6 protein-coding genes are annotated in these 12,388 nt (G+C 64.1%); 1 reads left to right on the forward strand and 5 read right to left on the reverse strand.

Features of this window, described 5'->3' with window-relative positions:
* The first annotated feature begins 384 nt into the window (after positions 1 to 384).
* The gene (locus IC235_RS05970) at positions 385 to 6,519 is read left to right on the forward strand and encodes a carboxypeptidase-like regulatory domain-containing protein (RefSeq protein ID WP_191004251.1); all 6,135 of its coding nucleotides are present in this window, start codon (positions 385 to 387) and stop codon (positions 6,517 to 6,519) included.
* A gap of 32 nt (positions 6,520 to 6,551) precedes the next feature.
* On the opposite strand, the gene IC235_RS05975 is transcribed toward IC235_RS05970, so the two are convergent.
* The 5 genes from IC235_RS05975 to IC235_RS05995 form a co-directional block, all read right to left on the reverse strand.
* Complete coding sequence (locus tag IC235_RS05975) at positions 6,552 to 7,655, reverse strand: YeiH family protein (protein WP_191004252.1); 1,104 nt, start codon at positions 7,653 to 7,655, stop codon at positions 6,552 to 6,554.
* Between the two features lie 169 nt (positions 7,656 to 7,824).
* Positions 7,825 to 8,736 carry a LysR substrate-binding domain-containing protein gene (locus IC235_RS05980; protein ID WP_191004253.1) on the reverse strand — a complete coding sequence of 304 codons (912 nt, stop codon included), beginning with the start codon at positions 8,734 to 8,736 and terminating at the stop codon, positions 7,825 to 7,827.
* A gap of 157 nt (positions 8,737 to 8,893) precedes the next feature.
* Positions 8,894 to 10,219: a chloride channel protein gene (locus IC235_RS05985; RefSeq protein ID WP_317173537.1), complete on the reverse strand. Its 1,326-nt coding sequence runs from the start codon at positions 10,217 to 10,219 to the stop codon at positions 8,894 to 8,896.
* Positions 10,220 to 10,493: 274 nt separating this feature from the next.
* Complete coding sequence (locus IC235_RS05990) at positions 10,494 to 10,844, reverse strand: hypothetical protein (protein WP_191004254.1); 351 nt, start codon at positions 10,842 to 10,844, stop codon at positions 10,494 to 10,496.
* A gap of 422 nt (positions 10,845 to 11,266) precedes the next feature.
* Positions 11,267 to 11,929, reverse strand: a complete 663-nt coding sequence (locus IC235_RS05995) for a TIGR04282 family arsenosugar biosynthesis glycosyltransferase (protein WP_191004255.1) — start codon at positions 11,927 to 11,929, stop codon at positions 11,267 to 11,269.
* Between the last annotated feature and the right edge of the window lie 459 nt (positions 11,930 to 12,388).

The raw sequence follows: 12,388 nt of genomic DNA on the forward strand, positions 1-12,388 counted from the left end.
ACTATTATGGGCCGGCTACGACCTGGGGTTTTCCGGGCAGCCCGCACGCCTTGTTGCCTGCACCGCGAAGTGCGGCCTTAGCTGAGGCAAAAGTGTAATTCCAGCAACCCCACGCATAAATCCGGACCGATCTGCTGCTCAACCACCTCATTCCCCACCGGGGCCCACTCACCGCGTACCTGCGCCTGTCCAAGTGAGCCGGGTGCTGCGAATCGAACTCCTGCTGCACTAGTACCGGATGCTCCGGTTGATTAGAAGCCGTATTCGTCGCCCTCCTTCTGTCTAGTATTCCCAGACCATCTCATAGCATACGCAAGCCTATCCGTTATGTAATCTACTGCTGGCTGGCATCGGGGATGTACTTCTCCTAGTGCGAGCCTGCGTATGCGTCCTTTCTTACTCCTCGTTCTGTTCTCGCTCCTGTATGCCCCGTTGCAGGCTCAACCGCGCCTCGCGCAAGCCCGGCAGCGGAGCTACCTCACCAAAGTTTTTCGGCTTACCGAAGCCCAAACCCGCCACCTCTACGAGCACGGTATGTCGGCGGCGCGGCCGGAGTTTTTCACCCAGCTAGTCGATTCCTTTCGCACCGATAAGCCCGACCAGCGCACCCTGCCGCTGGGTTACTACCTGGAAGCTTACGCCGAAGGCCCCCAGCTGGTGTACGAGCTGCGCGCCGAAACCGACCGCGACGTGCTGGTGGTGGACAACCAGGTCGACTTAACGCTGGTGGTGCGCGACTCGCTGGGCCGACTGCTGCCCGATGCCCAGGTGGCCATAGCCGGCCGGCCCCTCCCCTACGACGCGGCCACCCAGAGCTACCGGCGCGCCGGCGGCGGCCGGGCCGGCCTGGTAGCCGTCACGCGGGCTGGCCGGACCACCTTCCACCCCCTGACCCGGACCTTCCCGAATGCCGCCCCCCGCCGCCGCTTCGGCGGCAACTGGCTGCGACGGGCCGGCGGGCGCGTCCTCTACGGGTTCCCGCTGGGCTACTTTACCCGGCCAGTGTGGCGCTTGGTGCGCGATCTTAAGCACGCCAGCAACGTTTCGACCGGCGTGGTGGGGCTGCTGCGCTCGGCTTTCAACGAGGACGTGCGCGAGGAGCGTCGGGACCGCCGCAATAGCACCAGCACTAGCACCACTACGGACGGTGGTTGGACTAACTACGTGGCCACCAGCCAACCCCGCTACCGCCCCAGCGGCGACACCCTGCGCTTGAAGGCCCGGGTGCTCCGTCAGAAAAACGGCCGTCCCTATCGTCGGCCCCTCACCCTGTGGCTCGGGGGCACATCCTACGATGACGAGGGCAGCAAGCGCATTGCCACGCTGCGCCCCACCCGGCCCGGCAGCTACGAGTACACCCTCCCCCTGACCGATACGCTGGGCCTGCGGCCAGATACTTACGTGGGCTTCCGGCTGAAAGACCGGCACAACCGCACCCGGGCCAGCGGGCAGTTTCAGCTCGAAGACTACGAGCTAAAAAACAACCGCTACACCCTGCGCGTGGCCGAAAAAACCCAGCACCTTGGCCAGCCTCAGGCGGTGTTCGTGCGCGGCACCGATGCCAATGACCTTAACCTGCTCGACGCCCGGCTGCGGCTGAGCCTCACCCCGGCCGGGGTGCCGGGCGCGCTTCCCCGCCGGCAGGTGTTCATCCCCGACACGCTCTGGACCAAAAGCCAGGCGCTGGATGCCCTGGGCGAAACCCGCATCAACGTGCCACAAAACGTGCTGCCCGACGTGGACTTCCGCTACGACGTGCACGCTACCCTGCTGACGTCCGACAACGAGCGCCGCACCGAAAGTACCTCCGTGGAGTTCCGCCGCGACCCCGGCGAGCTGCGCCTGGAGCTGCGCGGCGACTCCGTCTACATGGAGTACCGGCACCTGGGCCAGCCGCGGGCGCACGCGGCGAAGCTGGAAATTTCGACGAACCACGCCTTGAGTAGCGGCTGGCTGTTTCGGGGGGCGGTGCAGCTGCCGAGCACGGTGCCGGTAGCCGCGCTGGCCGATTACTACCGCCTGACCGACGAGCAAGGCCACCAAACCACTCTTGACCTTGATGAGTACAACGCCGACCTCACGTTACGCTCCGACCGGCCCAACGATTCGCTGGTACTCGCCGTGGATAACCCACGCCGGCTGGCTTTCTGGTACTTCGTTTACCAGGGCGACCGGCTGCGCTACCGCGGCTACGGCTCCGATTTGCGCCTGGCCGTGCCCCAGGCCGGCCGCGGACCGTGGTTTGCTTCGCTGCACTACTGGTGGGGCGACCAGCTACGCTCGGCCGAATTCACCATGGCGCGGCCTGCCCCGCAATTGGTCGTCAACACCGAGCAGCCGGCCGTGGCCTATCCCGGCCAGAAAATCAGCCTGCGCTTCGCCGTAACCGACGAACAGGGCCGCCCCGTCCCCAACGCCGACCTGACCAGCTATGCCTACACCGGCAAGTTCGGCCAGCCGAACGCCACCGAGCTGCCAGTGATCCGCACGGCCCGGCCAGTGGTAGGTCGGCGCTCGCTACGGCGCTTTCAATTGACCAAACAGTTTGGCGAGGACTCCGAGCGCCAGCCGCTGCCCTGGCCCCGCTGGCGCCGCGTGCTGGGCCTCGACTCGCTGACTTTCTACCACTTTCTGTACCCGGACGAGGGCTTTTTTCACGAGTACCGGCCGGCCCCGGGCGGGCTCACGCAGGTGGCCCCGTTCGTGGTCGACTCGGGCCGGGTGCAGCCGCCCATCGCGGTGTACGTGGACGGCCAGCCCGCTTACATCCACGACGTGAACCAGAACGACCCCTACACCGTAGTGGCCGACAGCGGGCACCACACCCTCAGCATCCGCACGGCTACCCGCCTCATCACGCTGCGCGACGTGTACCTGCGTCCGCTGCACAAGCTCACCCTCAGCATCGACCCCAACCGGCCTTGCCGCGAGCTGAGCGTGGAAAAACGCTCCTCCAACCTCACCCCCACCGAGTTGCTAGGTCTGCGCCGCTCGCTGGTGCTGCTGGATGATGCGCAGCTGACCGAGGCCACACTGCGGCAGGGGCCAGTGCTGCGGCCCCTCGTGCGCGGTCACTTTGCCAATTTCATCGGGGGCCCGTTCCGGCCCGATTCGGTGCTGCTGCGCGATGCTTACGGGCTGCGACGCAAGTTTCTGTTCGAGCCCTTGTTCCGGTATTCGTTCGGGCAGAACCTGCTGAAGATGCGGTGCGCGGATGGCGACGAGTTGGGGCCGCTCAACGGCACTGCTAGCTACTACTTATTGCCTCTGAAGGATTTCGCCTACACTGAAGCCGACTTCAAGCGCAGACCGCAGTGGGTTGAAGCCGCTACTCCCGACTATTTGCGCGCGGAACTCGACGTGCCGCGCTCCACTTCCACCGGTCAGGGCCGCCTGGAGCTGCGCCGCCCGAAGGAAGCCATACCAACCTATCAGCCGCTGCCGGCCTCGTGCTACGTGCTGCTTACCCGCCCGGACCAACCCAAATTCCAGCGCCTGGCACCCGGCACGGGCCTGATTCATGCCTTAGCCCCGGGCCGCTACCGGGTAGCCGTGCTGCTGGCCGATAGCTCCTGCCTGGCGCCGGCCGAGGATGTCCTCATTCAACCCAATGGGCAGACCTACTACGAGCTGCGCCTGACCGACCACGTGCCGGCCGGTCGGCTCAGCCGCCGCATCCATCAGCTCCTGCGGATCCGCTACACCCAACTGATACGCCGTAAGCTAGCCAAGTCAGAGCCGGCCCGCCGCGAGATCCGGGTTGAAACCCCTACCGTTTCCCCAGTGGACTGGCGCCGGGTACGCGGGAAAGTAATTGATGCCGCCAGCGAGGAAGGCTTGCCCGGGGTGACGGTACTGCTAAAAGGCACCCAGGTGGGCGTATCCACCAATGCTGATGGTAGCTTCACGCTGGAAGTGCCACCTGGAGAAAGCAGCATCCTGACATTTAGCTACATTGGCTATGCGGCGCAGGAGGTATCATTAGGTACGCAGCATACCATTTTAGCTAAGCTAAAGACAGACGTTAAGGAGCTCAGCGAGGTGGTGGTTACCAGCCTTGGTATAGAGAAAAAAAGGCAGGCATTGGGGTACGCTGTCTCTACCATAACGAGTGAATCCCTGCGCTATTCCGTTACTTCGGTAACGAATAGGTCCCTGCAAGGCAAGGTGGGAGGGGTGCAAATTACCGGCATGCCAGGTTCCGGTGCACGGGTAACGATTCGGGGAGCGGCTTCACTGAACGGCAACCCGCAGCCGTTAATTATTCTCGACGGCCTGCCCTTCAACGGCCTGCTTACCGACCTGGATCCCGCTACTATTGCCAGCACCAAGGTAGTGGAAGGAGCCCAGGCCACGGCACTCTATGGTGCCCTGGGCGCGAATGGGGTGCTGCTCGTCACCACCAAGAAGAGTACCGGGCCCGAAGCCGCGGGGAGCGACCCGCGCCTGGCCCTGCGCCGCCACTTCCGCGACTACGCCTGGTGGCGGCCCCTACTCGTGACCGATGCCCACGGCCGGGCCCGCACCGACGTGGTGCTGCCCGACGACGTAACCAGCTGGGACAGCTTCGTGCTAGCCTCCGACGACCACGGCCGGCTGGGCCGGGCCACCGGCCACCTGCGGTCCTTCAAACAACTGCGGGCTGAGTTGGCCACGCCCCGCTTCCTGGTCGCGGGCGACCGCACCCAGCTCCTGGGCAAAAGCCTGAACTACGGTTTCGACACGGCGCAGGTCACCACCACGTTTCGGCAGCAGGGGCAGGTGCTGCGCCGCCAGGACCGGCGCGTCAGCCCCGTGGCGCTGGATACGCTCACGTTCACCGCCCCCACTGTGGCGACGCCCGATTCGGTGCAGCTCAGCTTCGCCCTGGCCCAACCCAATGGCTACCAGGACGGCGAGCAGCGCAGCCTGCCGGTGCTGCCGGCCGGCACGCGGGAGCGGGTGGGCACCTTCGCCACCATCACGGCCGCTGATACAACGGTGCAGTTGCCCGTAAACCCCGCGTTGGGGGAAGTTACGGTGCATTTGGAAAGCGACGCGTTGCCGCTGCTCTTGTCGGAAATCGACCACCTGCAGCGCTATGCCTACCTCTGCAACGAGCAAGCCGCGTCCAAGCTCAAAGCCCTGTTGCTGGAGCAGCGCATCCGGAAAGTACAACAACTGCCGTTCCGGGGCGAGCGGGCGGTGAATTTTCTCATTCGCAAACTGCTGACGGGCCGGCATCAGCCCGAGGGTTTGTGGGGTACCTGGCCCAAGTCGACGGTGAGCGCCTGGGTTACCACGCACGTGATAGAAGCCTTGCTGGACGCAGAAAAGGCTGGTTTTACCGTAAAATTTGACCGGGCCCTGGGGCAGGCTTTCCTGCTGCGGGAGCTGGATGACCACCTCAGCGAACCGGCCACGGTGGCGGCATTGAAGGGCCGTCCCTTGCCGGGCTACTACCACTCGCCCGACGACCTTATCCGCCTGTTGGCCCTGCTGCATCGCCTAGGCGCTCCTGCCGACTACCGCACCTACGTCGCCCGCTTCGACCGCCTCCAGGCCGGCCGGCAACCGCTGGACCGCTACCTGGCCCTGGTGGCACTGCGCCAGCAGCTCGGCCTGCCCTTCCAGCTCGATACGCTGCGCCGCTACCGGCTCCGAGCCCAGTTGGGCGGGGTGTTTTACGGCGATACGCTGCACGCTTCCTTGTACTACCGCTACCTGCTGCGCGACCAGGTGGGCACTACCCTGCTGGCCTACCGGGCCCTGCGGGCCGTGGGCGGCCACGACGCCGAGCTGGCGCGCCTGCGCACCGGCTTGCTCAACCTGCGCCAGGGCGGCCACTGGATCAGCACCTACGAAACCGCCGCCATCCTCGAAACCATCGGGCCCGACCTGTTCCCCGAAGGTGGCCCGGCCACGGCGGCCCGCGCCAACCTCAGCGGCAGCCTGAACCAGACGGTGACGCAATTTCCCTTCACGGCCACGCTGGCCGCCTCGGCCGGGCCGCTCACCCTGCACAAGCAAGGTCCCCTGCCGCTCTACGCCACGGCTTACCAAAGCCGCTGGAACCCCACACCAGCGCCCGTGTCGGCGGCCTTCGCCGTGCGCACGGAGCTGGCCGGCCAAACCGGTACCCGCGTGGTGCTGCGCGCCGGCCAGCCCGCCCAGCTGCTCGTGACGGTAGACGTGAAAGCCGAGGCCCGGTACGTGCTGCTGGAAGTACCCATCCCGGCCGGCTGTTCTTACGGCGAGCCCGCTAGGCCCAATTCTCTCGAAACCCACCGCGAGTACCTGCGCCACCAAACCGGCATCTTCATCGACTACCTATATTGGCCGACATCAGTTCCGCGTCGCGCTCCAGCCCCGATTCCGGGGTGTGTATACGCTCAATCCGGCCAAGGCCGAGCTGGTGTACTTCCCAACGAAGTTTGGGCGCTCGGCGAGCAAGCGGGTGGTGCTGGAATAAGAAGGCGTCGGCAGCACCCAGGCTACGCAGCTAGTCGTAACCAATTATTGACCGCGCCAGCCGTTTGATACCCCCTTCGGTGGCGGGGGCTGCGTGATTGCTATATGGTGTGGAGGATGACGTAGAGTGAAGCCGTAGAAACGACCAACCAGAGCAGAATGCCCAGCAGATAGGGCCGCCCCCCCACCGATTTAACCACCCGGACTGAAAGCCCCGCCCCGATAAAAAAGAGCGTCAGCGTCAGGCCTATTTTTGCCAGGTGCGTTATTATCGGCCCCAGGGGTCGAACGGCGGGCACGAAGGTATTGACCAGCATAGCCGCGATAAATCCGAGGATGAAGTAAGGCACTTTCGCCTTCACACCCGGTTGCTTGAACAGCAAGGCCGTGCCAACGGTGACGGGGATAATCCACAGGGCGCGGGCGAGCTTGACGGTGGTGGCCACTTGCAGGGCCTGGTCGCCGTAAGCGGCCGCTGCCCCCACCACGGAGGAGGTATCATGAATAGCAATGGCGCACCACAGGCCGAACTGGTTTTGCGTTAGGGCCAGGGCGTGGCCGATGGGCGGGAAGGCAAACAGCGCTACCACGTTCAACACGAACACCGTGCCCAGGGCTACCGACATCTCCCCGTCCTGGGCCCGTAGTACCGGGCCCACGGCGGCGATGGCGCTGCCCCCGCAAATAGCGGTACCGCAGGAAATCAGGTGCGCCACGTGGCGGCCCAGCCCCAGCCACCGGCCGGCGAAGTAACCCAGCGTCAGCGTGCCGCAGATGGAGACGACCGTAAACAGCAGGCCCTCCCGGCCCGCTTGCACCGCCGCGTGGGCGTTCATACCAAAGCCCAGGCCGACCACCGAAAACTGGAGCAGCTTGGCCGTGGCCCGCTTGGTTTGGCTGAGGAAGGGGTTGCCACTGGTTTGGGCCAGCACCAGGCCCAATGCCAGCGCCAGCGGCGGCGAGGCCCAGGGCGTAAGGCAGAACAAGCCGAACAAAACGAAGATTATCTGGCGCAGGGCAAAGCCATGCCCCAGTAGCTGCCGGGACGTATGCAGGGCCCGAAAAAAGCCGGTGGTCTCGGCCGGGCCTAATACCGGAGCGGGCGTTTCCCGCGCCCCTTGGGCTACTCCGGGCCCCGGCGTGGAGTTAGCCAGCGTACCAGGCGCCGGGCCGCGGGGCCCGGGCGGAGCAATGGGGGGAGCCATGGTTCGTACGGATTGATTTCCGGCTCAAATGTACGGGTGCGGCTCAGCATGAAGTAATTACAAAATATTATTCTGTATAACCATTGGTTATAACAGGCTAGTAAAGCCCCGGCGGCAGAAAGTAGGAGCCCGTGCCAGAACTGCCGATTTCTGTCATGGGCTTCCCGCCTCAAGGGAGGGGCTTGAACTGGCTTTGGCTGAAGGCTAAAAACCGTTGGGCCGCCCGGGCCAACGGCTGCCCCTGCACCCACACGGCCTCGAATTGCCGGGTCAGGTGCAGCTCCGTAATGGGCACGATTTCCAACTGCCCGCTGCTCAGTTCCCGGGCCAGGGCCCGGCGCGACACAAAGCCTAGGGCCTCGGGGGCGGCCTCCAGGTAGGTTTTAATGGCCTCGGTGTTGTCGAAGTAAAACGCCACCCGCAGGCTGTTGAGGCTGATTTTCAATTCGCGCAAGGCAAATTCCAGCACCTCCAGGGTGCCCGAACCCCGCTCGCGCAGCACCAGGGGGCAGGCCAGGGCTTCGGCTAGTGGGAGGGGGACGGGCGGCGGGCCGGCGGGGCTAGCCCGGCGCACGGCCACCAGCTCATCGGGCAGCAGCAACTCGTAGTGCAGGTCGCGGCTTTTCGAGCGGCCTTCCACGAAGCCCAGGTCCAGCTCGCCGCGTAGCAGGGCTTCGGCAATGCGCTCGGAGTTGGCGTTGAGCAGGGTAAGCTGCACCTGGGGGTAGCGCGCCTGGAAAGCGGGCAACAGGCCCGGCAGTACGTACTGGCTGAGGGTGGTACTGGCCCCCAGGCGCAGGCGGCCGGCGGCTTCGTCAGGGTCGCGCAGGGCCTGGAGCTGCTCGTCGAGCTGCTGGGTGGCGGCGGCCACCGTTTCGGCGTGGGCTTGCAGGAGCCGCCCGGCTTCGGTGAGGGCCACCCGGCTGCCCCGCCGCTCCAGCAGGCGCTGGCCATAGCGCTTTTCCAGCTCGTGAACGTGCTTGGTAACGGCCGGTTGAGTAACGAACAGCTCCTGGGCTGCTTTAGTGAAACTCAGGTGCCGAGCTACGGCCTGGAACACCCGCAGGCGAAAATCGGACATGGCCGCAAAATACGGAATGCCGCCTACAAGCGCTACCGGGCAGCAGTATAGGCGGAATAATTACGCAGCAAAAAGCTTCGGCGGCCGGATACCAGGTCCAGCCGGGCCACGCCGTATTTCTCGTTCGCTCGGTTAATGCGGATGCCCAGGTAATGATTTATGGCGTGCGGTTGCGCTGCTTGCGCCGCGCCGCAACCTCAGCTAACGGCTGGCCCTCCTCCCGCCCCCAGCGCCGGTGCTTGGGGCGGCCGATAACCTGGGCCGAGTAAATGCCGGTATGGCCCGAAAACAGGTAGGCCGCCACGCAGGCCAGCGCCAGATACACGCCCGCCTGCCCCCCGAACAGCTCCACGCCCAGGAGTGTACAGGCCAGGGGCGTGTTGGCCGCCCCCGCGAACACGGCCACAAAGCCCAGGCCCGCCAGCAAGGCCACCGGCAGCGGCAGCACCAGGGCCAGCGCCGAGCCTAACGCCGCCCCAATAAAAAACAGCGGCGTCACCTCGCCCCCCTTGAATCCGCAGCCCAACGTGAGGGCCGTAAGCACCAGCTTGAGCAGAAAATCCTGGGGCGGCAGCGGGGCCTGAAAGGCCGCCACGATGGTGGGCACGCCCAGGCCGATGTACTTGGTGGTGCCCAGGGCCAGCACGGCCAGGGCCACCAGCGCGCCCCCCAGCACGGGGCGCAGGGGCGGGTAGGCAATGCGCTGAAAAAGGCGGGTTATCTGGTGCGTGAGGGTGGCGAAGGCCCGGGCCGTGAGGCCGAATAGCACCCCACACCCCAGCGTGAGCAGCAAGGAGCCCAGCGTCAGCGCGGGGGCCGCTAGCGGCGGGTAGTGGGTGTGGCCCACCCCCCAGGCTCGAGTTACCAAGTCGGCGCCGACGGCCGCCAGGAAGCTGGGCCCAATGGCATCGTAGCGAATGCTGCCGATCAGAAACACTTCCAGCCCGAACACGGCCCCGGCCAGGGGGGTGCCGAACACCGAAGCAAACCCGGCGCTGAGACCAACGATAAGCAGGATTGGACGCTCGCGCGGGCGCAAGCCCAACCAGCGCGTTAGCTGGTCGGCTAGCGTTCCGCCCAATTGCACGGCCGTGCCCTCGCGGCCCGCCGAGCCGCCGAACAGATGCGTGGTCAGGGTGCCGAAGAGCACCAGCGGGGCCATGCGCAACGGAATGAGCTGGCGGGGGTTGTGAATCTCGTCCAGAATGAGGTTGTTGCCCCGCACCACGCTTTGGCCCAGGTAATGGTAGCTGGCCCCCACAATGAAGCCGCCCACGGGCAGCAGCCCGATAACCCAGCGGTGCGACTCGCGCCAGCCGGTAACCCAGTCGAGCGCCCACAGAAAGAACGCCGAGGCCGAGCCCACGAGCACGCTGACAAGGGCGCAAATCAGCAGCCAGCGAGCCAGGAAAACTACCTGGGTCGCGTACTCGTGGCCCAGCACGGGTCGCAGCAACGAAAAACGGGAAGGACGAGGAGCCACGGATAAGGAAGGTAAAGCCGACAAAAACACCCTCCACGGGCCCGAGGACGTGGCGGACGTAGAAGCTATGAGCGCGGCACCGGGAGGTGTTGGCGGCTCACGATGGCTTGAATTCGCCAGGTGGGAAGGTACCGCTGAAGAAAAGCGTCTGGTATAATTGCGTTGGGCAGAAGTAAAGTAAGAGCCGGAATCCGAATTACCTCCGTAGCTTTTATAGAAACAGCAAGTAGTTGAAGCTACAATATTTCAGCCACGCCACGCTTCTTCGCCAATATCACCACTCCCGCCACTCGGAGGCTAACCCTTCGCCGCTGCCATAATCATCGGGGTTGAGGCCACAGGCTTCCGTAATAGTGTTGGTTAGCTCGCATAAGTCTTCCCGCTCAATCGTCATGATGAGGTCTTCGTGCTCGTTGGTGGCTTCAATGGCGGTCTGAAACGCCTGCTTCTTCTGAGCTTCCGGCGCCTCTGGGCCCAGCTCAATTAGCCGCGCGATGAGCTCATCGAACGCCTGTTGGACTTCGGCGCAGCTTTCGTGCTCCGAGGCATCCGTGTAATACTTACGCCATCGGTCGAATGGGTACTGCCGTTTTATGGCGTTCAGGATTTCAGAATAAGAGCTCATGGGTACTTAACAAAGAGGAGGCCCAAGTTAAACGGACCAACAGGAATGATCGGCCGGCCTGAGTAAAAAGAGGTGGTACCTTATCATATTAGCGAACCCAAGTTGCGGGTTAGCCGCGTAGCGGTCGTACCCGGTAGGGCGACAGGTTGGTAGCATACCCAGCTGGTGATGGCATTAAGCCGCGTAGCGGTGACAGATTCGTTGGGCCGTCACCGCTACGCGGCTTGATCGATATAATCGCTTCGGCACCTACCAACCCGTCGCCCTACCGGGTACGACCGCTATGCGGCTTCGCCGCAACCTGTGATAACAAGCCAGTGGCTTCCCCGCGGTCGGCTTAACCGCTTTTTTCCGCATCATCCGCACGCGTCAGGGTGAGAGGACGGCCGCGAGAAACTACCTCACGCACCGTTTCTTTCGAATTATTGCCCCGGCCGCGCCGCTTCCAGGTTCACGCGGGTGAGCTGGCCGTCAGGTGCGGAAACCTCCCGCAAACGGCCCTGCCAAGCAGTTAAGTCATGGACCGTATCGACGTCGCTAAGCGTGGGCAGGTGCGCAACGCGCAGGCCCAGGCGGTCGGCATCAGCGAGGGTGGCCGCCAGCACCGCCGACGTGCTCCAGGCCTTATCGACGAAAAAATCGGGCACCAAAGCTCGCAGGCCCAGCAGGTAGTAGCCCCCGTCGAGGGCCGGGCCGACCACCACGTCGTGCTGGGCCAGGTGGTGAAAGGCGGCGCTTAGGTGGCCGGTGGTCAGGTCGGGGCAGTCGGTACCGACGATTACGGCGGCCGTGGCCCCCGCCGCGAACGCCGCCGCGAACGCCTGGTGCATTCGTTCGCCCAGGTCGCCGGCCGGCTGAGGGCGCTGCTCGTACCCGGGCCAGCCTTCGAACGCGGCATCGGCAACTGGCTCACCGGCCAGCCACAGGGTTTTAGCCACGGCTAACCCCTCGGCGGCGGCCCGGGTTCGGCCCAGGAGCTCGTGGTAGACCCGTAAGGCCTCTTCGGGACCCACGGCGTGAGCGAGGCGGGTTTTTACCTGACCCAACACCGGATGGCGGGCAAAAACGAGCAGGTGTTCACTCATAGAATAAGGAGCGTAGATGGGTACCGAACAGGATGAAGCAGGAGTTCGGGACCTTTAGAGGCGTAAGATAGCCTAAGTGCTAAGCAGTGGCCGCGCCAATGCTTAAACCAGCCCGATGATGCCACCCGGCAACGCTCTTGGCCAGCGACTGGGGACGGTGGAGCCGGAACGGAGCCAGGCCAGACCTGCGCAAGCTGCCTAACTATGTTTTTGCAAAGTCCGATGAGCCCAGCGGGCCTGGGTAAGGACGGGATCTCACCTATGAATAAAGAACCGCAAGAATAATTAGCCAATTATTCTTTATTATGCGAACGAATAAACGATTTATTATATTACCCTTAGGATGAATCAAATTACATTAGCCGCTTGGTTCATAAGGCATATTCTACTTATCCGTCCTTTACTAATAAGATGATCTGCTCTATTCCCTGCATTGACCTCTTAATTATATTCCTTCCT

Origin of the sequence: Hymenobacter montanus (genome assembly GCF_014699115.1) — a bacterium.
Lineage (GTDB): Bacteria > Bacteroidota > Bacteroidia > Cytophagales > Hymenobacteraceae > Hymenobacter > Hymenobacter montanus.